Below are 23,951 nucleotides of genomic sequence, written 5' to 3' on the forward strand. Positions count from 1 at the left end.
AAACATGCAGCAACAAATTGTCACTATTCTCGGAGCGACTGGCAGTATCGGTAGCAGCACATTGGACGTCATTGGCCGTCATCCTGAGCGTTATCGTGTTTTTGCGCTGAGCGCAGCGACGCAAATTGATAAGTTACTTGCTGCGTGTGAAACACATCGTCCCTTGCATGCAGTTGTGCTGGATGAGCCCAGTGCCGAACGCTTAAAAAAGGGTTTAATTGCGCGTGGTTTAAGCACTGAAGTCAGTTATGGTCCTCAGGCGTTGGTGCAAATTTCAACCGCAAACGAAGTCACAACCGTGATGGCGGCCATTGTTGGCGCGGCGGGCATGTCGGCAACGCTGGCTGCGGCACAAGCAGGCAAGCGGGTCTTGCTGGCCAATAAAGAAACCTTGGTTTTAGCGGGTCAGTTATTTATGGACGCCGCGGCACGCTCCGGCAGCGTGTTGTTGCCGATTGACAGTGAGCACAATGCGATTTTTCAATCGCTCCCTCCTTTTTATCGAGAAAATCCTTATGCCTATACCTTGGCAGACGCAGGGATTGAAAAAATTCTGCTGACTGCATCCGGTGGCCCGTTTCGGACTCGTGAGCTCGATACCTTTTCGCAAATTACCGCCGCAGAAGCGGTCAAACACCCAAATTGGTCCATGGGGCGCAAAATTTCAGTTGATTCGGCCAGCATGATGAATAAAGGCCTCGAAGTGATTGAGGCGCGCTGGTTATTTAATGCCCCAGCAGAACAAATCGAAGTGGTGGTTCATCCACAAAGTGTGGTCCATTCCATGGTGCAATACCGCGATGGATCGGTGATGGCGCAATTGGGTTCGCCCGATATGCGCACGCCAATTGCTTATGGCTTGGCTTATCCCGAGCGTATTGCTGCGGGTGTGAAGGCTTTAGATTTGTTTTCAGTCGGCCGTTTGGATTTTTCTGCGCCGGACTTTGCGCGTTTTCCTTGTCTAAATTTGGCTTATGAGGCGCTTAAAACCGGTGGTGCTGCGCCTGCTGTGCTCAATGCTGCTAATGAGATTGCGGTGGCGGCCTTTTTAGAGTCGACGATTTTATTCACCCAAATTCCACATGTGATTGAAAGCACACTGAGCCAATTGGCGCAGCGGCCGGCCGGTAATATTGAAGAATTACTTGATGTTGATGCTCAGTCGCGTTGTGTTGCGCAAGAAGTGGTCTTACAGATGGGCCGTGCATGCTAACTTTATTTGCATTTATTGTTGCGATTGGTCTACTGGTATTTATCCACGAGTTCGGTCACTACTGGGCTGCAAGGCGATGCGGGGTAGGGGTATTGACTTTTTCCATTGGATTTGGTCGGCCAATTTATCAGTGGAAGCGTGGTCTAACCACTTGGCAAATCGCGTTAATTCCCTTGGGTGGCTATGTCAAAATGCTTGATGAGTCCGAAGGTGAGGTTGCGCCAGAGCTACGTCAATTTGCATTTAATACCCAGCATCCAGCAAAAAAAATGGCCATCGCCTTTGCTGGCCCTTTTGCCAATTTATTATTGGCCTCGCTAATTTATGCCGGACTTTATGCTTACGGTGTCGTGACATTAAAGCCAATGGTCGGCACTGTAGCCATAGAGAGCATTGCCGCGAAAGCGGGTTTACGCGCCGGTGATGTGCTACAGCGGGTTAACGGTGATGCGGTGCAAAGCTGGGATCAGGCGCAGGTGAGTGTATTTGGTGCCGCTAGCCAGAGTGAACTTAAACTGGATGTCGACACGCCACAGGGCGAACGATCGATGACTTTGGATTTGCGCTCATTAAGTAGTGAAGATTTTGATCAGCATATTTTAAGTCGTTTGGGTGTGTCGCCGTATGCCACGACCAATCAAATTGCCTATGTGCAGGAAAAAAGCGCGGCAGCGCGTGCTGGCCTTCAGGTGGGGGATATGGTGTTGATGCTCAATCAGCAGCCATTGAGCTCATGGTTAGAATTTCAGCGCTATATTGCGCAAAATCCAAGCCAGCCGTTTGAGTTGCAAATTCGGCGTGGCACACAAACAAAGAACTTAACCATCACACCGGATGTTGTTGATAAAGACGGAAAAAAAATTGGGCGAATCGGCGTCAGTCCCACCAATGATGCCGCTTGGTATCAAAGCATGCAGCAAACCATTCGATTGTCGCCAGTGCAAGCCTTGTTGGCAGGGGTTGAAAAAACCTATGATTTGTCGATTTTGACGGTGAAAATGTTTGGCAAAATGCTAGTCGGTGCCATTTCGCCGAAACAAATTAGTGGCCCATTGGGGATCGCTGAATTTGCTGGTCAGAGTGCGGCAATGGGCTGGGTGGCTTATCTGCAGTGTTTGGCCTTAATCAGTGTCAGCTTGGGCGTTCTTAATTTGATGCCAGTACCGATTTTGGATGGCGGTCATTTGCTGTATCATGGCTACGAATTGCTCACTGGGCGCACTATTGCTGTTTGGCTTACGGTGATTTTGCAAAAAATTGGCATTTTCTTATTGCTCATGTTAATGGCGTTGGCGTTATTTAATGACGCTCAACGCTTCTTGTTTGGCTTAGGCTAATCTCTAACCTGTTGACGAATCGACCGATGAAATTTAAACCTATGTACGTGCTGGTCGCAGCGGCGTTTGCCAGCATCAGCCTTGCTGCTCAAGCTTTTAGCCCTATTACAGTTCAGGATATCCGAGTTGAAGGTTTACAAAGAACCGACCCTGGGACTGTATTTAATTACCTCACGGTTAAAGTGGGTGATAAATTTGATGAAACTCAGGCCAGTGAAGCCATTCGCGCTTTATTTGCCACTGGTTTTTTTGATGATGTTCGTATCGAAGTCGATAAAAATGTAATCGTCATTACGGTTGAAGAGCGCCCGACAGTGGCACAAATTAATGTCAATGGCGCCAAGCTCTTAGAAAAAGAACAAGTAAAAGCGGCATTTAAAGGCCAAAATCTGGCCGAAGGACGGATTTTTCAGCAAGAGGTGTTAGATGCTGCGGTCAATGAATTAAAGCAGCAGTATTATGCCCGAGGCCGTTACTCGGTCGATGTGAAAACCACGGTGACAAAATTAGATCGTAATCGTGTCGGGGTGCAAGTTGATATTTCCGAAGGTGATGTTGCTAAAATTAAATCAATTAATTTTGTCGGCAATAAAGTTTACTCGCAAGATGATTTAATTAGCCAAATGTCACTGACTACGCCAACATGGATGACGTGGTATACCAAAACCGATCAATATTCAAAACCAAAATTTGGTGCTGATTTAGAGGCGATCAAGTCACTCTATCTGGATAACGGCTATTTAAATTTTGCGATTGAATCAACACAGGTGGCTTTGTCTGAAGATAAAGCGGATGTGTTTTTAACGATTAATTTGCGTGAAGGTGATTTATATCGTACGGGTGATATTAGTTTTGCCGGTAATTTTGATTTGCCAGAGGCAGAATTAAAAGCTTTAGTTGCGGCAGAAACCGGTGAAATCTTTTCTCGCGACACCATTAATAAAACAACGGCAGCAATTTCTGATCGCCTTGGTAAAGAAGGACATGCATTTCCGAATGTAAATGCCGTACCAACGATCGATGAAACGAAAAAAACAGTTGCATTTACTTTCTTTGTTGATCCAGGCAAGAAAACATCGGTTCGACGCGTTAATATTTATGGGAATAATTTAACCAAAGACGAAGTGCTGCGCCGTGAAGTACGCCAAATGGAGTCTGCTGAATATAATTTGGCCGACATCAAGCGAACCAAAGAGCGTTTGCAACAGCTCGATTTCTTTAGCGAAGTGAATATTGATACCCCCGTCGTACCGGAAAGTTCGGACTTGGTGGATATGAATATTAATGTGGTTGAGAAGAAAACCGGTAATTTGAATTTTGGTGTTGGTTACGGGCAGGGCGAAGGGGCGTTATTTCAGGCTTCTGTTTCTCAGGCTAACTTCTTGGGCACTGGTAAACGATTCTCTGCTGAAGTCAATACCAGTCAAGCTTCTAAAGTATTGGCATTTGGGATGAATAATCCCTACGCCACACCGGATGGTGTTTCTTTTGGGTGGACGGCTTATTTGCGTGATACCGATCCAGGTGTAATGGACTTAGGACAATATCGAACTGAATCTAAAGGGGTTGGCTTTAATTTTGGGATGCCAACGACTGAATATAATTCGATTGGTCTGGGTATTAATGCTGAGATTATGAATTTTCAAGTTACTGAAGAGTCGCCTGACTATGTACTTGACTATATTAAAGAATACGGTAAAAGCGCCGCGATTTATTCTTTAAATGCGAATTGGGCTACCGATTCTCGTGATTCTGCGGTTTTCCCAACCAAAGGCTTCTTATTTAAAAGCTCTGCTGAGTTAGGTATTCCACCTTCAGATATTAATTACTATAAATTAAACTTACAGAGCCAGTATTTTTACTCATTGCCCACGAAAAAACCATTTACATTTATGTGGAATATGGAAATGGGTTACGGTGGTTCTTATGGTGGCTCGAGTGAATATCCATTTTATAAAAACTTTTATGCCGGTGGTGTTAACTCGGTACGTGGTTATAAATCAGGTAGTTTAGGGCCGATTGATAATACTGATAACAGCATGGGTGGCTCGACGCGTTTTGTAAATAATTTTGAAATCTTTGCACCTGTTCCTGGGATGAAAGATGATAAATCAATGCGTTTGAGTGCTTTTTATGATGCCGGTAATGTTTGGGGTTATGATCAAGACATTACTTTTAGCTCAATTCAACATTCAGTTGGTGTTGGCTTTACTTGGATTTCGCCAATTGGCCCACTGAAACTCATTTATGCACATCCGATTAATCCATCAGCGACCGCAAAAACTGAATCTATTCAGTTCCAAATTGGCCAGCTATTTTAAAGAGATGATAACCATGAAGTTAATAAAATTATGGCCAATATTTTTGTTGTTCGCTGCAGCAAGTGTTTTTGCTGATACCAAAATAGGATTTGTTGATACGCAACGAATTCTACGCGAAGCATCACCAGCAGTTCGCGCTGCAAAAAAACTAGAAAAAGAATTTGAGCCGCGACGCGCTGAAATGCAAAGAGTCTCTGCTCAAGGCAAATCATTGCAACAGATTTTGGATAAAAATAATATTCCAGAAAGTGATCGTCGTATTAAAGAGCGTGAATTGATTAAGTTGAATCAAGATTTTCAGCGTATGCAGCGTGAAATCAATGAGGATTTAAATGCTCGCCGTAATGAAGAATTAGCGGGTTTACAAGAACGCGTTAATTTAGCGATTCGTACGGTCGCCGAAGGTGAAAAACTTGATTTGGTGGTTCAAGATGCGGTTTATCGTAATCCAAAAATTGATGTTACTGATAAAGTCTTGAAATTGTTGGTAGATAAATAATCGTGGTTGAAACAATTAAATTGTATAAATTATCTGTATTAATTAATGCTTTGGGTGGTGAGTTACATGGCGATGATGTAGAAATTTCCGCTATTTCATCGTTAGATTCGGCAGCTAAAGGTTGTTTGTCGTTTTGTTTAGGGAATAAATTTTTAAAGCAAGCGCAAACGTGTCAAGCTTCAGCTTTAGTGCTGAAGAAATTCGAACCTCAATTGCAGTGCTCACAAATTATTATTAAAGACCCGCAGTTATTTATTGCTCGAGCTTTGTCTTTATTGCATCCTGCCCCCAAATCTAATGGGAAAATTCATCCTTCTGCTGTGATTGCGGATGATGTCTTGATTGAGCCAAGCGCTGAAATTGGTCCTTTGGTGGTGATTGAATCGGGGGCCTGTATTGGTGGTAATACGATTATTCAAGCCGGATCGGTCATTGGTCCAAATGTTAAAATTGGCTCGCATTGCTTATTGCATGCGCGCGTTGTGGTTTATGCCGATACCGAAATTGCCGATTACGTTGAGATTCACAGTGGTGCAGTGATTGGTTCTGATGGCTTTGGCAATGCTTGGGCAGGACAGGGCTGGGAAAAAATACCTCAAATTGGTAAAGTTCAGATTGGCTCGCACGTAGAAATTGGTGCAAATACGACGATAGATCGTGGGGCTTTGGACAATACCGTGATCGCGGATGGTGTGCGTTTAGATAACCAAATCCAAGTGGCGCATAACGTCACCATCGGTGCGCATACCGCCATTGCTGCATGCACTGGCATTGCCGGCTCAACAAACATTGGCGCTAATTGCTTAATTGGTGGTGGCGTGTTGATTGCCGGTCATATTAATATTGCGGATCGGATTACTTTATTAGCGGGTAATGGCGTACCGTCTTCATTAACTGAAGCGGGGGTTTATGCCAGTGGCGTGCCCGTAATGCCCTATGCATCATGGGCGAGGAATGTATTGCAGTTTCGGCGTTTAGATGAAATGACTAAGCGTGTTAAAAAAATCGAGAAACAATGCTTAGTGAATGAATCTGAGCAGTAAGGAGAAACACATGGAACCTATTGATATTGTTGGCATCATGAAGCATTTGCCACATCGCTACCCATTTTTATTAGTGGATCGTGTTTTGGAATTAGAAAAAGGAAAATCGGTTGTTGCATTGAAAAATGTATCAATGAATGAGCCATTTTTTCAAGGTCATTTTCCTAAATATCCAGTAATGCCGGGTGTGTTAATTTTAGAAGCACTAGCACAAGCCGCAGGTATTTTAACGTTTAAAAGCATTGAACCAGCCCCGTCAGAAGATACGATTTTGTTTTACGCTGGCATTGATAATGCGCGTTTTAAGCGTCAAGTGGTTCCTGGCGATCAACTGATTTTAAAAGCTGAAATTGTGGCCAGTAAACGTGGCATTTGGAAGTACGTTGCTAAAGCCTATGTTGGCGATGAATTAGCTTGTGAAGCTGATTTAATGTGCGCTCAGCGCGAAGTTACACCTAATACTTAAGAAATATATGCCAAGAATTCATCCTACTGCGCTGGTCGATTCAAATGCTGTTCTAGCTGATGACGTGATGATTGGTCCATATTCTATTATTGGGCCCAATGTTAAATTGTCTGCAGGCACTGTAGTTGAAGCGCATTGCGTGATTGAAGGTCACACTCAAATTGGTGAAAATAATCTATTTCATTCTTTTTGCTCTGTTGGCTGTGTGCCACAAGATAAAAAATATAACGGCGAGCCCACCCAATTAACGATAGGGGATCGCAATACATTTTTTCAAAATGTGACGATTTCAGTGGGAACATCGCAAGATCGTGGTCATACCATTGTTGGTAATGACAATTGGGTTATGGCTTATGCGCATATTGCGCATGATTGTATTGTGGGCAATAACGTGATTTTGGCCAATAATGCAACCTTGGCAGGTCATGTTTCTATCGGTGATTTTGTTATTTTGGGTGGATTAACCGCGGTTCATCAATTCTGTGTCATTGGTGCGCATGCGATGGCAGGTGGTGGCTCTATTATTGTGCAAGATTTACCGCCTTTTGTGATGTGTGAAGGCAATCGGGCCAGTGCTCGTAGTATTAATATTGAAGGTTTAAAACGTCGAGGGTTTAATCCTGAAGCGATTTTGGCGGTAAAAAAAGCGTATAAAATTTTGTATCGTGAAGGCATTGCTTATAGCGATGCAATCATTCAAATTCGTGAAATGGCAAAAAATGAACCGGCTTTAGATTGTTTTGTCGATTTCTTTGATCAAGCCAAACGTGGGATTGTTCGTTAATACTTATGAACGATCAACTGTTTACCGCCACAAAAGGGCCGCGTATTGCAATTGTTGCTGGAGAAGCTTCTGGTGACTTATTGGGCGCGGCTTTAATTCAAGCATTACTTCATCTTTTTCCAACGGCACAATTTTCTGGCGTTGCGGGTCCTAAAATGTTGGCTGCCGGTGCCAAAACGATAGAACCAATGGAAACATTGTCTGTGGGTGGGATTGTTGAGGTGATTCGGCATTTACCAAACCTGCTGAAATTGAGACGCCGCTTAGTCCGTTCGATTAAAAATGAACGGCCTGATTTGTTAATTACAATCGATGCGCCTGATTTTAATATTGGATTGGCGCGTAAAGTAAAACGCTGTGGTATTCCAACCGTTCATTATGTGAGCCCTTCGGTATGGGCTTGGCGTCCAGAGCGCATTAAAGCAATTGGCAAAGCGGTATCGCATATGCTGCTTATTTTGCCATTTGAAAAAACGATTTATCAGCAAGCCAATATTCCTGCTACTTATGTTGGTCATCCTTTGGCAGATTTAATGCCTTTAGTCGATGAACAAATTAAAATGCGTGAAATATTAAATATTGGATCAACTAAAAAAGTAATCGCAGTTTTGCCGGGTAGTCGCCAGCGCGAAGTGAAAGTGATGGCGGCGATTTTTGTAAAAACCGCATTGCGATTGTCTGAAATGCAAACCGACATGGTTTTTTTAGTGCCTTTTATTACGCGCGAAACGCGGCAAATATTTGAAAGTGAAATTTGGCTACAAAATGCACAGTTACTTGATTGGCGTTTGATGTTTGGTCATTCGCATGAAGCGATGATTGCATCGGATGCTATTTTATTGGCATCAGGCACGGCGGCATTGGAGGCTATGCTGGCTAAAAAGCCAGTGGTGGTTGCATATAAAATCAGCCCTTTGACTTATAAAATAGTCAAAAGAAAGTTCTTATTGCCCTATGTCAGCTTACCCAATATTATTGCGGGTCGTTTTATTGTCCCTGAGTTTTTGCAAGATGAAGCTGAGCCCGATAATTTAGCGCAGGCATTAAATAATTATCTACTGGATAAAACCTTATCCTGTGAGTTGGCTGATGTATTTACTCAGCAGCACCAAACCTTGCAATGCAACGCTGCGGTTCGGGCTGCGGCAGCTGTGGCGCTGTTATTACCTAAAAGTGTATTAGTATGCTGATTTGCGGTGTGGATGAGGCTGGGCGGGGCCCATTGGTGGGGTCGGTCTTTGCAGGTGCCGTCATACTGCCCACTGAGCATACGATTAAAGGCCTGACTGATTCAAAAAAACTATCAGAAAAGCAGCGTGATCGTTTAGCTATTTGCATTAAGGAGCAAGCCATTGCTTGGGCGGTGGCCAGTGCAACTGCGGCTGAGGTGGATGATATTAATATTTTACAAGCCACTATGCTAGCGATGCAGCGTGCAGTGAGTGCTTTGTCTATTACGCCCAGTGAAGTCTTGGTCGATGGTAATCGATCCCCTATTTTCATGCTGCCTAGTCGGGCGATTATTAAAGGTGATGCAACTGAAGCGTGTATCTCCGCTGCTTCAATTTTGGCAAAAGTGAGCCGAGATGCCGAAGCGTATGCTTTGGATTTGCTGTATCCGCAATACGGTTTTGCTCAGCATAAGGGCTACGGAACGGCAAAACATTTGGCGGCACTGGCTCAATTTGGCCCTATTTCTGAACACCGTAGTTCATTTGCCCCCGTTCGAGCTGCATACGCGCAACGTCAGCTATTTTAAACGTTGTCGTGATCTGCTGTAACTTCTATGATGTATTGAAGTAATTTATTGTGACCGCTAACTAGGAAGCTGGCTTATGTTTGTCATTATTGGCTACATTTTTATGTGCGTCTGTATTTTGGGAGCATATGTCTGGCATGGTGGTCATTTGGCAGTATTTTGGCAGCCCTCGGAAATTATTATTATTTTCGGTGGTGCAATTGGCGGCATGATTGCGGGGTCAAGCGCGAAAGGACTGAAATTATTTACTAAAGCCCTGCCGACGATTTTCAAAGGCTCGCCATTTAATAAAGCATTTTATATGGATTTATTTGCTTGTCTTTTTGAATTACTCGCCAAAGTACGCAAAGAAGGCTTGATGTCGATTGAAGGCGATGTTGAAGATCCACACGCCAGTCCTATTTTTTCTAAATATCCAAAAATTGCCCACGATCATCATGTTACCGATTTTATCTGTGACTATTTGCGCTTAATGGTAGGCGGGAATTTAAATGCGTTTGAAATCGAAAATTTAATGGATATTGAAATCGAAGCGCATCATAACGAGGCCCATGTGGCCGCAGGCATGATGGCTAAATTGGGCGATGGTTTGCCTGCATTTGGTATTGTTGCTGCGGTGATGGGGGTGGTGCATGTAATGGGTTCTTTGCATTTGCCGCCGTCTGAATTAGGTAAATTAATTGGTGCGGCATTGGTGGGTACCTTTATGGGGATTTGGTTGGCTTATGGTTTTGTTGGGCCATTAGCCAATGTATTAGAAACCAAAATGGCTGAAGGTCATCAAGTGTTCTTAACCATTAAAGTGACATTAATTGCGAGTTTGAATGGTTATGCTCCGCAAGTTGCCGTTGAATTTGGGCGTAAAGTATTAGATTCAACTGAGCGTCCTTCGTTTAAAGAGTTAGAAGAATTTGTAAAAAACGCCAAATCTAAATAACGCAGTCCTTCAGGGTTGATAAATAATGAGCGATGATTCTCAGCGCCCGATTGTTGTAAAGAAAATTAAAAAAGGTGGCGGCGGCCATCATGGTGGAGCATGGAAAATTGCCTATGCTGACTTTGTGACGGCAATGATGGCGTTTTTTTTATTGATGTGGTTATTGGGCTCGGTCTCTAAAGGTAATTTAAAAGGCATTTCTGATTATTTTAATAACCCGTTAAAAGTCGCCAATGCGGGTGGCTCTGGATCGGGTGATGCCGACTCTTTGATTCAAGGCGGTGGCAATGACATTACCAAGCAAGCGGGGCAAGTGAATAAAGGTGCCCCACCGACGCAAACCGAAGCGGCAAAAGATAAAAAAAGACTCAGTGAATTAAAGCAAAGATTTGAAGCTTTAATGAACGACAAAATGAAACAAAACACCAATCTAGGTCAGTATAAAAATCAGATTAAATTGGATATGGTTGCCGAAGGCTTACGTATTCAGATTGTTGATGAACAAAATCGACCGATGTTTAAATCGGGTAGCTCTGAGCTTGAAGAGTATGCGCATGGTGTTTTGCAAGAAATCGCGCAATTACTCAATGAAGTGCCCAATACGGTTTCTTTAGCCGGTCACACCGACGGTACGCAATTTGCGGGCGGGGCTGCAGGGTTTACCAATTGGGAATTGTCGTCAGAGCGGGCAAATTCATCGCGTCGCGAATTGATTCTTGGTGGCTTAGATCCAGAAAAGGTGTTGCGAGTGAATGGGTTTGGCGATGTCATTCCACTGGATAAAGGCAATGTCTATAACCCAGTCAACCGTCGAATTAGTATCGTGGTACTCAATCGCGATGCGGAAACCGATATTCGTCGTCAGGCAGGGCAAAATGAAGATGCTGCTGAGCCTGCTGCAGCGGTGAAAGAAGGCTTTATCAATCCAATAAAAAAACCTACGCAGTAGTATGTCAGTCAGAACTTGGCCACAAAGTGCTATTTTTTTGCTAATTACATTAGTCTCTTTGCTATTACTTTTCCCGCTCAGCCATTTTTTTAGTCCTTTGGCCGCGACGATGGTTATTCCATTGACGGCGTTTATCGCTGCGTATGTCTTGCATGACCGTTTCTGGTGGAAATGGATGCATTTATGCTTTTTACCGCTGTTGATTGTTTGTTCTCAATTTGACATTCAATCGTATTGGTATTTGCTGGCCTTGTTGTTGTGCTGGTTTATTTTTGGCCGAGTGATGATTTCACGCGTGCCTTTGTATTTAAGTAACCGCGCCGCTTTGCAGCAGTTGCAGGGTATCGTGCCAGAGCAGGCCAATTTCTTAGATATTGGCGCAGGTACTGGCACTGTTTTGCATTATTTGGCCCAGCATCGAGCCGATTTAAACTTAAGTGGTGTGGAGTATGCAAAAGGGCCTTGGCTGTTGGGAAAAATACGGTTGCCTGCCAAGGTTGCATGGCTCAATGTGGATTACAAAAATGTCGACTTAGGCGCTTTTGAGTGTGTCTATGCTTTTTTGTCCTCAGCGGCGATGCCTGATTTATGGCAGCAAGCCGTACAGCAAATGCGCCCCGGCACTTTGTTTATTAGCAATACTTTTGTGGTTCCAGAAATTCCTGCGGATCAAGTGATCGATTTAAATGATTGGAAAGACGGTAAGCTTTTCCTATGGCGAATGTAAAATCTGCAAGTCCTGCGTGGCTGCAATTTTGGGAACGGCGCGCCATTCCTATTTTGCAAGAATCACGCAATCAACTCATGGGAATGATCCGTCGCGCGGATTTGATCCGGCCGAGCGAGGTCGCTGAAATCGTCGCGCGTGATCCTTTGCTGACTGCGCAAGTGCTCCGGATGATGAATCAACGGCAAAAAAGCACGATGTCAGCGGATGTGGTAGCAATTGAAGCTGCGATTTTGCTGATTGGGGTAACGCCATTTTTAGACCGGTTTTCTCGCGCGCAAACGGTAGAGGCTGTGATGCTGCCCGCGCATCAGGCCGAATATGGTCAACTATTAAAACGGATTTTTGAAGCGCGTTTGGCGCGGCGTTTGGCGACGGTGTTTGCCAATAAACGCTTTGATGCCAAACTCGGTGAAATTCAAGCTGCCGCTATATTAGCCAATTTATGCGAATCCCTAGCCTTGATTGCGCCGCATCTGGATGAACAAGCACCCGCGGCTTGTTTCGATGTGTTGTCTTTATTGCAGTTGTGGCAAATGCCGCCGCCGATTCTTGATTTGATCCGTGTTGACGCTGAACCGGCGACGCGCAGTGTGTTGCAGCATGCCGTAGTGCCGTTGTCTCGACAGCTCGAGCGCGGCTGGTGGCAAGATGAGATTCAGCAGCGTTTAGTCACCATCGCAGGGGTATTAAATTTTTCTTTGGAACAAGTTTGGCATGTGCTAACAGCGCAGTTGCTGGCTTTTGCGCGCAAAGAGGGTAAAAGTCAGCAGTTATATTCGCCGGCTCGATATTTAGTGATGCTGCCAGGGGATTGGCCTGCGCCAGTAAATACGGCAAAAGCGGTGGTGAGTGCCGCCGCGCTGCCAAGCAAAGACATTCTGGCCGAAAGGATGCAAGCTTTGCATTTGGCCGCCGTGCAAGGCGTGCCGACCAATCAAGTGATGGCTTTGGCGGTACGGGCTTTGGCCGATGGCTTAGGCCTGCAGCGGATTGCATTTACTTTATTGATGGCCGCCGAGAACGCATTGCGCGCGCGCTATGTACAAGGGGTTGCGCCAACGGATCCTTTGCATACTTTGCGTATTGCTTTAGAAAAACAGCATGTTTTTACCAAATTATTACAAAAGCCGCAGAGCTTTTGGCTCAATGCAGATAATTACGCCCAGTTTGCGCCGCATTTGCCGTCTGAGTTGGTCGAGCAAATTGGCGCGAAAAGCTTTTGTGCGATGTCGATTTTTGTCGGTACGCAGCCGGTGGGTTTGATTTATGCCGATTCAGGTTTAGAGGGCACGGTGAATGAATTTCATTACACGCACTTTAAACAAATATGTATTTTAGCGAGCAAGGCCTTAGCGCATAATGCGCGCCGCTCTTCAGTGTGAAACCAATGGAAATTATTACTTCGTCGCAAAACAGTCATTTCAAGCACGCCTTAAAGCTCTCGCAAAATCGACGGGAGCGCAATAAAACCCAGCAAACACTTTTGGATGGCACTCATTTATTGGCCGCATGGCTCGATGCTGGGCATGTGGTTGAAAAAATTATTGTTTCTGAGTCAGGTTATCAGCGCGCAGAAGTGCAAAGCTTGTTGGCCCGCAGTGCGTGTAATGTGCTTTGTTTGGCCAATGCGCTATTTAGCCAACTGACCGAGCTGCCCAGCGCAACCGGAGTATTAACCTTGGTCGGCATCCCTAGCGCACCACAAGCGCAGTGTGCTGGTTTGGTGTTATTGCTGGATGGCGTACAAGACCCAGGTAATGTCGGGGCGATTTTACGTACTGCACAAGCTGCAGGTGTTGAGCAGGTATGGCTCTCTAGTGCCTGTGCTGATGTCTGGTCGCCAAAGGTACTCAGGGCGGGTATGGGGGCGCAATTGGCCTTGCCGATGATTGAAAACGCCGATCTTTGCCAGCTTGCCAGCCAGTTTAAAGGCCCCATTGCCGCAACTTTGCTCGACGGCGCTATTGATTTGTATGACGCGCCACTGCAAGGTGATTTGGCTTTGGTTTTAGGCTCGGAAGGGGCGGGCGTGACCGATGCGTTGGCCGATCTCGCTACGCTTAGAATTAAAATTCCGATGCAAGCGGGAATTGAATCGCTCAACGTTGGCCATGCAGCAGCGATTTGTTTGTATGAAATTAAACGGCAGAATCGAGCCAGCTAGATCGCGCTGATCTAAACCTTGTTTGAATACCATGCGAAGCGGCGCTACATCGCGGATAACAATGTAGCGCCGTATTTAAATCAGTGAAACCGTTGGTTTAACTGAAAAACGCTGGCTTATTTTTTAATTAGCCCTTGGTAAATGGTGTCGACCAATTCCGCCTCCGCGCTGTCTTGAGAAATTTCCCACGCCATAATGCCGCCGAGTTTTTTCTTTTTCACGAAAGCTATTTTTTCTTTTAATAATTGCACGTCGTCATACACCCAAACGTCTTTACCATTCACTTTCCACACCGCACGCGTTTTTTCGTCTCGATGCACTGTGCCGGGCAAGGTTTTTAAGTAGGAGTAGGGGGCGGATCCTGCTTCGAGTGGCCCTTTGGCTTTGGCGATCGCCGGTTGATACAGGCCGTTGTTCTCTAAACTATTGACGGTCCAGCCATAGCCATAAAATGGCACGCCCAACACGATTTTGTTTGAGGGTACACCGCGGCTGAGGTATTCATCAACGGTACTATCCACTGAAACGCGATCTTTTGCCCCGCCGATTAAGGTGGCATGGTGTCCGGTGGTGGCCGACCAAGGACCGGTAAAATCATACGTCATGAGGTTGATCCAGTTTAATGACGGAATGATTTTTTCTAGCTCGATTTTTTCTGATTTTGAGCTGGCCGCAGGCGTGGCAATGGTGAGTAGCAGACCGGGGCGAACGGCGTCGATTTGTTTACGGAACTCAGCGAGTAATGCCGTGTAGTTGGGGGTGTCTTCTTCGCGAACGATATTGCCATCGTTGCCCGCTGAGGCGGGGTATTCCCAATCGATATCAAAGCCATCAAATACCCCTGCGGCAAGGCCAGGTACCACTTTGCCGGTTTGATCTGGCACATTGCCTTTGATGTAGGCGTCAACGCAAGACTTCACAAACGCTTCGCGATTGGCCGGTAGCGCCGCATCTGAAAAATGTTTCGACCACGTCCAGCCGCCTAAGCTGATCACCACTTTTAAATTCGGGTATTTTTTCTTTAATTGCTTGAGCTGGTTCCAATGACCGTATAAGCCTTTGTCGCCTTGATCGGCTAAGCCATTGAGTGTTTTATCTGCCGCTAACGGTAACCAATAATCGTCACCGGCCGTGCCTTCGCCAGCTTGATCAACGCCGACCACACAGCGATTGTTTTTCACATTACCAAAGGCGTATTCAAGGACGGTGATTTTGCCGGCTGCGCCGCTGGTTTCAAGATTCTTGACGTTAAAATCGCTGCTGTGTTTACCCCAAGAGGTAAAATACATCACCGACTGTGGGCTGCTTGGCCCAGCAACGCCGCTAGTATTTGCTTTGACTGCGCTGCTAGCACTGGCTGCAGTATTGTCGGCATCAAGGCGAATGAGTTTGAGGTTGTCAATAAAGGCATCTTTGCCTTCACCTTTGGCCGAATCCCATTGCTCCCACTTCAGATGGAAATCAAATTTAGCTTTAAATTCGATCTCATAATGCTCCCATGTTTTGCTGTCTTTCAGGCGATTGGGAAAGCCATTGGCGGTGCTGGCAATCCATTGCTCTTTGCGACCGGGTTTGCCTTCATCCAAACCGAGCGTTGCGCCGCAATTGCTGCCGCACATCCCCAAATAATCAAAAACTATTTTGTATTGGCCGGCTGGAAACTGCTTACGGCTAAAAATATCGCCAATATTCACCGGCTGATTAAAGCGTGCGGCTTTGTTTTCGGCATTGAGGGGGTCAGGCTCAATTGAGGTGTATATTGGCGAGGTTTCTTCTCCGCCCAAGCCAATCCATTGGCTTAAATCTTGGTTGAATAGGTCTTCCATCACCGGCGTTTCGGCATGGGCCAATGCGGACAGAAGCAGTAATGGTAATAGTTTTTTTTTGCATTATTTCCCCCTCAGTAAGGCAAAAAGCCAGCGCCTAGCTTACTGCAAAGGGCGAAACAGAGACCAATTTATATGCCGCAGTGTTTGATTTGTACCGACTCAAAATGAACTACAACGAGTACTGTTGTTTTGACTGTTTGATTTAGCGGAGAAACATAATGGATACCAATACACATACTTTGGCGGTGTTGTTTGCGCAATTGGGTTTGCCCACTGCGCCGCAAGAAATTGAGCAGTTTTTGGCTGCGCACCCATTGCCGCTGGGAGTACCCATCGCGCAAGCGGCGTTTTGGAGTGCCAGCCAAGCGGCTTTTTTGCGCGAGGCACTCGAGCAAGACGCGGAATGGGCTGAGTCGATTGATGCGCTGGCCAATTTACTAAGTCATTGATTGAGCAATTGATTGAGTCGTCAATCACTTGCGCATTGAATCTCTCGCGTCTTGGCCGTTTAGCATGAGCGCCCGCGTGGGCTTATTGGCTGATCGGGGCTAAAAATACATAGCCCAGTTGACTCAGTTGCTGATGTAAAAATTCAATCGCTGTTTGGCCATCGTGGGCATCACCTTGCACGCTAAACTCAATATGGGCTTGGCTGCAATGGTGGTTGCCAAAGCTAGGCAAGCTAGAAAAAGTCAGTTGCGGCCATTGCTCAACAACGGCTTGCATGATATCAATCAAATCGCCTTCTTTAGCGTCGAGCACGGTCAAGCTGCGGCGCGTGGGCATGGTGCCTGCGGTGTAGTACTGATCGAGCAGCCATTCCACCATCGGCCAAGCCATCGTCGGAAAACCGGGCAGTAAATAATGCTGGGCAATCGCTGCGCCCGCCACTTGGTTGACGGGATTGGGAATGAGGGTTGCGCCTTCTGGGAACAGCGCCATTTTAATTCGATGCGGATACGCATCGACCCCAAAGCGTTGTTCAATCAGTGCCGCCGCTTGCGGTTGCAGTTGTAATGGCACGTTCAGCGCGCTGGCCAATGCCGCGCGCGTATGATCGTCGGGCGTAGCGCCGATGCCGCCGCAGCTAATCACATGGCGCTGTTCGGCCAAGGTGCGTTGAAAGTGGGCGATCAACGTCGCCGGATCATCCGGCAAATAATGCACGCTACTTAAGGTGTGACCGCGCGCCTGCAGCCGCTGCAAAATCGCCGCAAAGTGTTGATCGACTCGCCGACCGCTTAAAATCTCATCACCAATAATCAATACAGTAAATTGCGCCATTGTGTCGTATCCATAAATAGTTGTCTGATGGGTATGTCCATGTGGCTTTTGTATTGTGTGCGCTGCATGGATATACATTGCGATTAACTGCTTTCTTCGCTTAAAGTTTGTAGGATTTGAAACATGCTTTGAAAAGCAGCCGGTATGGCTTGGCGGCCTTGGATCTCAGCGGCTTCGGCGATTTCGAGCGCCATACCCGGCTTTGAGTGATGGCGCAGCGCGCGGCTGATGGTGTCTTCGTCGCTGAGTGGCGGTTGCTGAGCCAGTGCGGCGCGATAATAGTGATTCATTTCGCCGCGCGGTGCGGCGGCTTGGCGATAGGTGTCGGCAAAGCCGTTATCCCACAAAAAATGCTCAATATCGCGGCAATCGAGCATGGTGATGTGCTGATCTTCTGGGCGACTCCCCAGCAGACTGCGGGCGCGTTTTTGGTATTTGATGCCGGCGTCGTCGCCGTCGCAAATCACATGCCAATGAATCCCCAAATGGTCGGCAAATTTAATTAACGGCGCTAAGCCCGCTTGGGCAAATTCAACGCAGCGGATGCCTTCGAGGGGAAAATTCACGCCGCAAATTCGCGCCAGTTCAGGTAGCAGCCAAAACTCGGTTTCCCCTTCAACTAACAGCCAAACTCGGGCAAACATGCTGCTGGCGCGATTGCTGCGAATATGAAAAGCGACTTTTCTCGCGTCGGACAGCGATAGCGCCTGATCGGCCAATTGATAGACGTGAACGTGGTTGCTGCGCCGTACTAAGCGGCGCAGTGCGTGCAGGGCAAAGCTGCCAAGTAAGTCGCCATTGTTGGTGGTGATGATTTTTTGTAAGGTGAGTTGTTCGATTAAACCCCAAATCATCGCCAATTGAATCGGGTGCAAATGGGTTTCGGGGTCTTCCATCACCAAAATCGGCTCGGCGTCAGCATGCAGCGGGTTTTCTCCGCGCGCGGCCAATAGTGCGCCGAGCAAAATCAGCAAGGTAACGCGGCGCGAGCTCGAGCCGGAACGATTGGCGATTTCAATTAAAGTGTCGTCGTCACGAAAATTAAGCGGCGCGGCGGCAATTTGTTCGGCCAGCCGTTGTGGCGGCTCTTTGCCTTGCAATAACTGCGCTTGTTCGTGAAATAACGCTTGCATTGCGGCCAAGCCAGCGGACAACTCTTGTGGGTGTAGTTGATGCGGCAGCGTTAAAATTCGCTCAAATACCGCCCGCACTGCGGCGCTGGCCGGTAACAGCGGGTCGTCATCGTGCGCTTGGCTGGCTAAGCGCGGATGCGTTAGCCAATCAGTGAGTTGCATATCGCGAAAACGGAGTACAGGATGCAACTCAATGATCTCAGTGGCGAGCGCGTCGCTATTGGGGTGCTCAATCTCGTTGCCATCGGCAGCCATAAAGCTGCGTCGTGCGCGAATCTCGGTGTGGCCAAAGCGCTCAGCCGCAAAGCGCAGCGCCAAGGTGGGTTTGCCGTTGGCATCCAGCCATGACAGTGCTTGCCACTGCTCGGGCATCGTGTGGGCTTGAAAAAACAAGGTAATATGCAGCCGCCGCGCAATGCTGGCGCGTGAATTGGCGATGCGATGAAAATCATCGTGGGTAAATAAAGTCGCAATCGGGGCGGGACTAGAGAGGCAACGACACAGGGCGCTAATCAGACTGGTTTTCCCCCAGTTGTTTTCACCAAACAGCGCGGTGGCACTGGCATTGAGCGCTAAATCAATTTGGCTAATACCGCGAAAATTGGTGATTTGAAGCCGAGCCAGTTGCATTGTCGATTACCGAGTCAAGAAAGGGCGTCACGTTGATGACTGCGATCATAACATGCACTTGTCAATGTTCGTCAGCTTGCATCAAGTGGCGTGTGTTGCTGCCTCTTGTTCTTGGTCAAACCATTGGTGGCACGCCAAACGTAAGCGCTCCGCGCCAGCGGTGAGTTGTTTTTCGGCGTGCCACACAATAAAAAATCGCCGCTCCAAAGCATGGTTTTTTAAGTGAATGGTGGCGAAAGTGCCTGTCGCCAATTCGCGCGTGATCGCCCGGCGCGAGCCGCAACTAATGCCCATATTCAGTCGTATTGCTTCTCGAATCGCTTCGCCACTGCCTAATTCAAGCACCACATTGATCGCCCCCAGATGCGGCAACAGCATGGTTTCTAAGCTTTGCCGAACGCCAGAGCCGGACTCGCGCAAAATCCACGCGCATTGCGCGAGTTCAGTTGGGCTGGGGGTCGTTCCCGCCAAGGGATGATCAGGATGGCAAAAAATAACCATTTCGTCTTTAAGCCAGAGCTCACACATTAAATTACTGTGGGTCAGTGGCGCTTCGATCAGGCCAATATCGGCTTTGCAATCGAGCAGCATTTTCATCACTGCGGGTGAATTGCCGATTTCAACTTCGTAGCGGGTATTGGCCACTTGCATTAAAGGCGCGAGCAGCGCCGGTAGCACATAGTTGCCGATGGTGAGACTGGCGGCGATTTTAAGTCGACTTGGCGCGCCTTGCTGGTAAACGGTTTCTAAATCGGTGGCTTGTTGCAACATATTGAGTGCACGCGGCAATAAATAGCGACCGTGCTCATTAAGCGTGACTCGGCGGCCAATGCGATCAAACAAAGTCACGCCTAAACGGCGCTCTAATTCGCCAATCGCGCCACTCATTGCCGATTGCGACAATCCCAATGCCGCGCCCGCTGCGGTAACTTGCCCCGCTTGGCTGATGGCGACAAACACTTCGAGTTCTCTCAGGGTGATTTTTAGCATAATCTTTTCTATATCGGTTTTTCCGATGATTATAGCCTGAAAAACTGGTTTTTAATGATGAAAGGGCAGGGGTAAAGTGGTGTTGTATTCAAATAAAAACACTACTGGATCTCATATGACGCTGACCAATCAAATCAAATCCTGTACCCCAGGCTTAGCTATTGTTCTGGGCTTAACGATTATCTCAACGATTGTTGGGAATGCTTTTCCGCTGATGGGTGGCGCAGTGGTTGGTATTTTGCTGGGGATTATTATTCGCAGCCGCACGACGATTGCACCGCAATTTAATGCTGGAATTCAGTTCTCATCCAAGCAAATCTTGCAGTGGTCAATTGTTGGTTTGGGCTTTAGCTTGCCGATTGCCGACGTGATTAAAACCGGCATGAGCTCGTTAGAAATCACCTTTGCTACCATTACTGCTGCGGTACTCAGTGCGATTATTTTTGGCCGCTTATTAAAAATCCCACTCAAACTGTGTGTATTAATCGGTACGGGGACCGCGATTTGTGGTGGTTCGGCGATTGCTGCGATTACCCCCGTCGTCAAGCCCGATGAGCACGATACCGCGTTCGCTTTATCAACGATTTTCTTATTTAATATTGTCGCCGTGCTGGTATTTCCTGCGATTGGCCATATGCTGGGGATGAGCGATAGTGGCTTTGGCATGTGGGCCGGCACCGCGATTAATGATACTTCGTCGGTGGTCGCCGCCGCGTATTCTTGGAGTGATAATGCCGGTGACTACGCTACGATTGTCAAGCTGACTCGTGCGATGTTGATTATTCCGGTAACGCTGATTTTTGCTTTCTTGTTTGGCATGACCCGTCGTAAAGAAACCATCAGTGAAGAAACCGAGTCAGTATGGAAAGCCGTGCCGTGGTTTATTTTGTGGTTCTTATTGGCTTCTTTGTTTGGCAGTATGTTGCCAGAATGGATGATTAAAACCGCCCAATTCATTGCCCCAGTGATGATTACGATGGCTTTGGTGGCGATTGGTTTATCGACTGATTTGGGCCGGATGCGTCAAACTGGCTGGCGTCCAGTGGCTTTGGGTTTATTAGTGTGGGTGAGTGTCGCCAGCACCAGCTTGGTGGTGCAGCATTTAACAAATCGCTGGTAGTCTTGTGACCAAATGAGTTAACTCAAAAGTATTGATTATTAGGGTATTGCGCTGTGTGCTTTTATATATAAAGCATACAAGCCAATACCCTTTTTGTTTAGGCAATGTTCAGATTACGTGTTGATAGTTTTAAGTGCCTGCGGCACGGCTGTTTACAGTCGCAGTCAGTGGCGGCCCCCTCTTTCTTTGACTCGCCAAAGAAAGAGGGGGAAAGAAAGGCGCCCCGAGCGCGCATCGGTCCCCGATGCCCTCGATCGTCGTGAGCCAAACGATATGGCTGTTTGTCTCGCTCCTCACTCGGTGAGCTTAAACGGGTTTTTAAGCCCCAGCTCGACGAGCGCGGCACAGCATCAACACCAAATCTGAATACTGCCTTTTTATTGGGTGTTTGTTGAGTTAATCCATTGCGCCTAGCGCAAGAATCGCGGAGGCGCGGCAGTCTCATGTAGACTAAGTGAAAGCCGATTGTAATTTGTCGTTTTTTGGGGGTAGAGATGATTTATTTGATCTGTGGGTTTTTACTGGTTGTCGCCACGGTATTGATTCATGTGTTGGGCATTTTTTTGATTACTTATGTTGAAAAATTCTTAATCCAGCAATTTGCCAGCTCGGTCATGGTTGAGGCAATTTTATTTGCCATCGTGACGTACTTATTGATGGTGGTGCATTTGGTATCGATCTTTCTTTGGGCTTTTGTATACGTCCAGATTGGCGCTATGCATAATTTTAGCGATGCATTTTTCTATTCGATTTCTAGTTACTCCACCGTCGGCTTTTATGCCGAAGGCCCCGCTGGGCCCATTGGCCGCTTAAGCGGCGCATTTGAATCTTGCGTGGGCATGGTGATGTTTGGCTTATCCGCGTCGTATTTGTTTGGCCTTCGCGGCAAGTTAAATGCCAATGCGCTTGCGAATAATTAAAGGGTATACGTCTGTAACTTATGTTTATAAATGATTATGAACATATACCCTTATGTTTATGATAAAGCGAATTGAGCAATGGCTTGTGCGTGGAGTTGCGCCGTGTCAAAGAGCGGCACGCTGGCATCTTCTGGTTTAACAAGCAGTGCAATTTCGGTGCAGCCTAAAATAATACCTTCAGCACCTTGGGCGACCAGCTGGGTCATGATGTCGCGATAGATTAATTGTGATTCAGGACGAATTTGTCCCAAGCAGAGCTCGTCATAAATGATGCGGTGCACGCTAGAGCGGTCGGCTTTGTTGGGTGTGAGTACCGTGAGGCCAAACTGTTCGATCAGTCGATCGCGATAAAATGCTTGTTCCATGGTGAATTGGGTACCCAATAAACCAATTTTATTGAAATGGCGCTCACGAATGGCTTCGCCGGTGGCGTCAGCGATATGAATCAACGGAATGCGAACGGCTTGGCTAACGGTAGGGGCGACTTTATGCATGGTGTTAGTACAAATGGCGATGCACTCCGCCCCCGCTATTTCGAGAGAGCGTGCTGCTTGAGCAAGCAATTCACCCGCTTGCTCCCATTGCCCACTGCTTTGTAAGGTTTTAATCTCGTGAAAATCAATGCTGTATAAAATAATTTTCGCTGAATGCAGCCCACCAAGGCGATGTTTGATGGCCTGATTGATGTGTCGATAATAGGGAATGGTCGATTCCCAGCTCATTCCGCCGATAAGTCCGATGGTTTTCATTTGAGTCCCTAAAACTAAAATCAAAAAATGTCGTGTTGATCGAGTTTGCTGTGATCAGCAAATGGCGTGGCATTTGGCTGGGTCTGTTTTTTCAATTTGGCGTTGATGAATTGAGTGTTGATTCGCCACTGGCTGCTTGCGCTAGTCGCTGGCGGCGTTCCAGTTGTTTGGCGTCGTAAGCCGATTTGTGGGCGATATACAATACGCGGTCGACTTCGGCGCAGACGTCGCCCTTGGCGTTCACCAGCGGCACGGCATAGGTACGGGTGATTTCTGGGGTGATGGCGAGTAATTGATGGATTTCAGTCAGTTCTGCTGCATCCAGTCGAAATTCGGCCGTCAGCGTGCTAAGCGCTGGACGTTTAAAGCGGATGGTGCCGCCTTTATCCCAAACCACATAATTTTCGCCCAAATTAAAATACAGCATGCTCATATAAAAAGGGTCGGTGGCGGCAAACATACTGCCGCCAAATAGGCTGCCATTGAGGTTGCGCGTTTTCCAGTTCAGCGGTAATTTCACCGTAATTTGTCGCACATCAGCGCTGATTTGGCTGACTTTGCAACCGGTGCGGCGGATCGCAGGGTAATAGTTAAAGCCGATTTTTAAGAGCGCAGCAGCCAAGCGCGGCCGAGCAAGGATGGCAAAGGCAAGTTTTTTTACTAGGGGCGACATAGTCATCCATCGGTTTGTTATTGAGTTAAACGAGTTAAACCACCATGCCGCGCGTTGATCACAGATTAAAACGCATAATCACGCTCAACTTTAGCGATGCGGGTTTTGTACTGGCTATACCACTGCGCGCGGCCCGTTTTTTGGGCTAGTTGATGCTCGCTATGGGCTTTCCAGTTTTGGATTGATGCTAAATCAGCCCAGTACGACACCGTGATACCAATGCTCGCTCGGGCAGATTCAACCCCTAAGAACCCCGGCTGGTCTTGAGCTAATGCCAGCATTTTTTCCGCCATTTCAGCGTAGCCTTGCTCGTCCTCGGTGCGCGATGAGGTGAAAATCACGGCGTAGTAAGGTGGTTTTGGCGTATTGGCATAGCTGGGGTGCTGGTTTTCAGTTGTCATGGTGCCGTCATTGCCTCGAA

Annotated in this window: 24 protein-coding genes; 17 read left to right on the forward strand and 7 right to left on the reverse strand. The window is 47.1% G+C overall.

Annotated features, from left to right (window positions below; genetic code table 11):
* The first annotated feature begins 4 nt into the window (after positions 1–4).
* The 14 genes from ispC to LG219_RS00890 all read left to right on the forward strand — a co-directional run bounded on the left by ispC (position 5) and on the right by LG219_RS00890 (position 14,202).
* Positions 5–1,213, forward strand: coding sequence for a 1-deoxy-D-xylulose-5-phosphate reductoisomerase (ispC, locus tag LG219_RS00825; RefSeq protein ID WP_226762655.1), 1,209 nt, complete (start codon positions 5–7; stop codon positions 1,211–1,213).
* Positions 1,207–2,550, forward strand: coding sequence for an RIP metalloprotease RseP (gene rseP, locus LG219_RS00830; protein WP_226762656.1), 1,344 nt, complete (start codon positions 1,207–1,209; stop codon positions 2,548–2,550). Before ispC ends, rseP begins: the two co-directional genes overlap by 7 nt.
* A gap of 26 nt (positions 2,551–2,576) precedes the next feature.
* Positions 2,577–4,871 carry an outer membrane protein assembly factor BamA gene (bamA, locus tag LG219_RS00835; RefSeq protein WP_226762657.1) on the forward strand — a complete coding sequence of 765 codons (2,295 nt, stop codon included), beginning with the start codon at positions 2,577–2,579 and terminating at the stop codon, positions 4,869–4,871.
* Positions 4,872–4,884: 13 nt separating this feature from the next.
* Positions 4,885–5,370 (forward strand): OmpH/Skp family outer membrane protein, encoded by a 486-nt coding sequence (locus tag LG219_RS00840; protein ID WP_226762658.1) that lies wholly within the window; start codon positions 4,885–4,887, stop codon positions 5,368–5,370.
* 20 nt (positions 5,371–5,390) lie between these two features.
* Positions 5,391–6,413: a UDP-3-O-(3-hydroxymyristoyl)glucosamine N-acyltransferase gene (lpxD, locus tag LG219_RS00845; RefSeq protein WP_226762659.1), complete on the forward strand. Its 1,023-nt coding sequence runs from the start codon at positions 5,391–5,393 to the stop codon at positions 6,411–6,413.
* Positions 6,397–6,879 carry a 3-hydroxyacyl-ACP dehydratase FabZ gene (gene fabZ / locus LG219_RS00850; RefSeq protein ID WP_226762660.1) on the forward strand — a complete coding sequence of 161 codons (483 nt, stop codon included), beginning with the start codon at positions 6,397–6,399 and terminating at the stop codon, positions 6,877–6,879. The genes lpxD and fabZ overlap by 17 nt, the downstream gene beginning before the upstream one ends.
* Positions 6,880–6,886: 7 nt before the next feature.
* A complete protein-coding gene (gene lpxA, locus LG219_RS00855) occupies positions 6,887–7,663 on the forward strand; it encodes an acyl-ACP--UDP-N-acetylglucosamine O-acyltransferase (protein ID WP_226762661.1) in 777 nt (258 codons plus the stop codon).
* A gap of 5 nt (positions 7,664–7,668) precedes the next feature.
* Positions 7,669–8,853 carry a lipid-A-disaccharide synthase gene (gene lpxB, locus LG219_RS00860; protein WP_226762662.1) on the forward strand — a complete coding sequence of 395 codons (1,185 nt, stop codon included), beginning with the start codon at positions 7,669–7,671 and terminating at the stop codon, positions 8,851–8,853.
* Entirely contained in the window at positions 8,847–9,422 is a 576-nt protein-coding gene (rnhB, locus tag LG219_RS00865) for a ribonuclease HII (RefSeq protein WP_226762663.1), read from the forward strand. The genes lpxB and rnhB overlap by 7 nt, the downstream gene beginning before the upstream one ends.
* Positions 9,423–9,498: 76 nt before the next feature.
* On the forward strand, positions 9,499–10,359 hold the full coding sequence (gene motA, locus LG219_RS00870) for a flagellar motor stator protein MotA (protein ID WP_226762664.1): 861 nt from the start codon (positions 9,499–9,501) through the stop codon (positions 10,357–10,359).
* 25 nt (positions 10,360–10,384) lie between these two features.
* Positions 10,385–11,308, forward strand: a complete 924-nt coding sequence (motB, locus tag LG219_RS00875) for a flagellar motor protein MotB (protein WP_226762665.1) — start codon at positions 10,385–10,387, stop codon at positions 11,306–11,308.
* Positions 11,309–11,345: 37 nt separating this feature from the next.
* Positions 11,346–12,035, forward strand: a complete 690-nt coding sequence (locus LG219_RS00880; protein WP_226762666.1) for a class I SAM-dependent methyltransferase — start codon at positions 11,346–11,348, stop codon at positions 12,033–12,035.
* Positions 12,023–13,420, forward strand: coding sequence for a hypothetical protein (locus tag LG219_RS00885; RefSeq protein ID WP_226762667.1), 1,398 nt, complete (start codon positions 12,023–12,025; stop codon positions 13,418–13,420). Before LG219_RS00880 ends, LG219_RS00885 begins: the two co-directional genes overlap by 13 nt.
* A 5-nt stretch (positions 13,421–13,425) precedes the next feature.
* Positions 13,426–14,202, forward strand: a complete 777-nt coding sequence (locus tag LG219_RS00890) for a TrmH family RNA methyltransferase (protein ID WP_226762668.1) — start codon at positions 13,426–13,428, stop codon at positions 14,200–14,202.
* Positions 14,203–14,318: 116 nt separating this feature from the next.
* Here LG219_RS00890 and LG219_RS00895 read toward each other — a convergent pair whose 3' ends face one another.
* Positions 14,319–16,028: a glycoside hydrolase family 18 protein gene (locus LG219_RS00895; RefSeq protein WP_226762669.1), complete on the reverse strand. Its 1,710-nt coding sequence runs from the start codon at positions 16,026–16,028 to the stop codon at positions 14,319–14,321.
* 221 nt (positions 16,029–16,249) lie between these two features.
* On the opposite strand from LG219_RS00895, the gene LG219_RS00900 reads away from it, so the two are divergent.
* The gene (locus LG219_RS00900) at positions 16,250–16,480 is read left to right on the forward strand and encodes a DUF2789 family protein (RefSeq protein WP_226762670.1); all 231 of its coding nucleotides are present in this window, start codon (positions 16,250–16,252) and stop codon (positions 16,478–16,480) included.
* Positions 16,481–16,562: 82 nt separating this feature from the next.
* On the opposite strand, the gene LG219_RS00905 is transcribed toward LG219_RS00900, so the two are convergent.
* The 3 genes from LG219_RS00905 to LG219_RS00915 form a co-directional block, all read right to left on the reverse strand.
* Positions 16,563–17,315, reverse strand: coding sequence for a competence/damage-inducible protein A (locus LG219_RS00905; RefSeq protein WP_226762671.1), 753 nt, complete (start codon positions 17,313–17,315; stop codon positions 16,563–16,565).
* An 83-nt stretch (positions 17,316–17,398) separates the two neighbouring features.
* Positions 17,399–19,078 carry a DUF2813 domain-containing protein gene (locus tag LG219_RS00910; RefSeq protein ID WP_226762672.1) on the reverse strand — a complete coding sequence of 560 codons (1,680 nt, stop codon included), beginning with the start codon at positions 19,076–19,078 and terminating at the stop codon, positions 17,399–17,401.
* Positions 19,079–19,159: 81 nt separating this feature from the next.
* Entirely contained in the window at positions 19,160–20,068 is a 909-nt protein-coding gene (locus LG219_RS00915; protein ID WP_226762673.1) for a LysR family transcriptional regulator, read from the reverse strand.
* A 115-nt stretch (positions 20,069–20,183) separates the two neighbouring features.
* On the opposite strand from LG219_RS00915, the gene LG219_RS00920 reads away from it, so the two are divergent.
* Both LG219_RS00920 and LG219_RS00925 read left to right on the forward strand, forming a co-directional pair.
* Positions 20,184–21,188, forward strand: a complete 1,005-nt coding sequence (locus LG219_RS00920) for a YeiH family protein (protein WP_226762674.1) — start codon at positions 20,184–20,186, stop codon at positions 21,186–21,188.
* A 494-nt stretch (positions 21,189–21,682) separates the two neighbouring features.
* The gene (locus LG219_RS00925; protein ID WP_226762675.1) at positions 21,683–22,108 is read left to right on the forward strand and encodes an ion channel; all 426 of its coding nucleotides are present in this window, start codon (positions 21,683–21,685) and stop codon (positions 22,106–22,108) included.
* 56 nt (positions 22,109–22,164) lie between these two features.
* Here the strand turns inward: LG219_RS00925 and LG219_RS00930 are convergent, their stop codons facing one another.
* From LG219_RS00930 to LG219_RS00940, 3 genes are all read right to left on the reverse strand, one after another.
* A complete protein-coding gene (locus LG219_RS00930) occupies positions 22,165–22,857 on the reverse strand; it encodes an aspartate/glutamate racemase family protein (RefSeq protein WP_226762676.1) in 693 nt (230 codons plus the stop codon).
* A gap of 91 nt (positions 22,858–22,948) precedes the next feature.
* Positions 22,949–23,530 carry a DUF4442 domain-containing protein gene (locus LG219_RS00935; RefSeq protein WP_226762677.1) on the reverse strand — a complete coding sequence of 194 codons (582 nt, stop codon included), beginning with the start codon at positions 23,528–23,530 and terminating at the stop codon, positions 22,949–22,951.
* A 65-nt stretch (positions 23,531–23,595) separates the two neighbouring features.
* Positions 23,596–23,931 carry an antibiotic biosynthesis monooxygenase family protein gene (locus LG219_RS00940; RefSeq protein WP_226762678.1) on the reverse strand — a complete coding sequence of 112 codons (336 nt, stop codon included), beginning with the start codon at positions 23,929–23,931 and terminating at the stop codon, positions 23,596–23,598.
* Positions 23,932–23,951 lie beyond the last annotated feature (20 nt).

The organism is Deefgea salmonis (assembly GCF_020531905.1).
Lineage (GTDB): Bacteria > Pseudomonadota > Gammaproteobacteria > Burkholderiales > Chitinibacteraceae > Deefgea > Deefgea salmonis.

Coding starts and splice junctions, on each gene's coding strand:
- ispC (WP_226762655.1), top strand. CDS start 5: ATGCAGCAACAAATTGTCACTATTCTCGGAGCGACTGGCAGTATCGGT.
- rseP (WP_226762656.1), top strand. CDS start 1,207: ATGCTAACTTTATTTGCATTTATTGTTGCGATTGGTCTACTGGTATTT.
- bamA (WP_226762657.1), top strand. CDS start 2,577: ATGAAATTTAAACCTATGTACGTGCTGGTCGCAGCGGCGTTTGCCAGC.
- LG219_RS00840 (WP_226762658.1), top strand. CDS start 4,885: ATGAAGTTAATAAAATTATGGCCAATATTTTTGTTGTTCGCTGCAGCA.
- fabZ (WP_226762660.1), top strand. CDS start 6,397: ATGAATCTGAGCAGTAAGGAGAAACACATGGAACCTATTGATATTGTT.
- lpxA (WP_226762661.1), top strand. CDS start 6,887: ATGCCAAGAATTCATCCTACTGCGCTGGTCGATTCAAATGCTGTTCTA.
- lpxB (WP_226762662.1), top strand. CDS start 7,669: ATGAACGATCAACTGTTTACCGCCACAAAAGGGCCGCGTATTGCAATT.
- rnhB (WP_226762663.1), top strand. CDS start 8,847: ATGCTGATTTGCGGTGTGGATGAGGCTGGGCGGGGCCCATTGGTGGGG.
- motA (WP_226762664.1), top strand. CDS start 9,499: ATGTTTGTCATTATTGGCTACATTTTTATGTGCGTCTGTATTTTGGGA.
- motB (WP_226762665.1), top strand. CDS start 10,385: ATGAGCGATGATTCTCAGCGCCCGATTGTTGTAAAGAAAATTAAAAAA.
- LG219_RS00885 (WP_226762667.1), top strand. CDS start 12,023: ATGGCGAATGTAAAATCTGCAAGTCCTGCGTGGCTGCAATTTTGGGAA.
- LG219_RS00890 (WP_226762668.1), top strand. CDS start 13,426: ATGGAAATTATTACTTCGTCGCAAAACAGTCATTTCAAGCACGCCTTA.
- LG219_RS00895 (WP_226762669.1), bottom strand. CDS start 16,028: ATGGAAGACCTATTCAACCAAGATTTAAGCCAATGGATTGGCTTGGGC.
- LG219_RS00900 (WP_226762670.1), top strand. CDS start 16,250: ATGGATACCAATACACATACTTTGGCGGTGTTGTTTGCGCAATTGGGT.
- LG219_RS00905 (WP_226762671.1), bottom strand. CDS start 17,315: ATGGCGCAATTTACTGTATTGATTATTGGTGATGAGATTTTAAGCGGT.
- LG219_RS00910 (WP_226762672.1), bottom strand. CDS start 19,078: ATGCAACTGGCTCGGCTTCAAATCACCAATTTTCGCGGTATTAGCCAA.
- LG219_RS00915 (WP_226762673.1), bottom strand. CDS start 20,068: ATGCTAAAAATCACCCTGAGAGAACTCGAAGTGTTTGTCGCCATCAGC.
- LG219_RS00920 (WP_226762674.1), top strand. CDS start 20,184: ATGACGCTGACCAATCAAATCAAATCCTGTACCCCAGGCTTAGCTATT.
- LG219_RS00925 (WP_226762675.1), top strand. CDS start 21,683: ATGATTTATTTGATCTGTGGGTTTTTACTGGTTGTCGCCACGGTATTG.
- LG219_RS00930 (WP_226762676.1), bottom strand. CDS start 22,857: ATGAAAACCATCGGACTTATCGGCGGAATGAGCTGGGAATCGACCATT.
- LG219_RS00935 (WP_226762677.1), bottom strand. CDS start 23,530: ATGTCGCCCCTAGTAAAAAAACTTGCCTTTGCCATCCTTGCTCGGCCG.
- LG219_RS00940 (WP_226762678.1), bottom strand. CDS start 23,931: ATGACAACTGAAAACCAGCACCCCAGCTATGCCAATACGCCAAAACCA.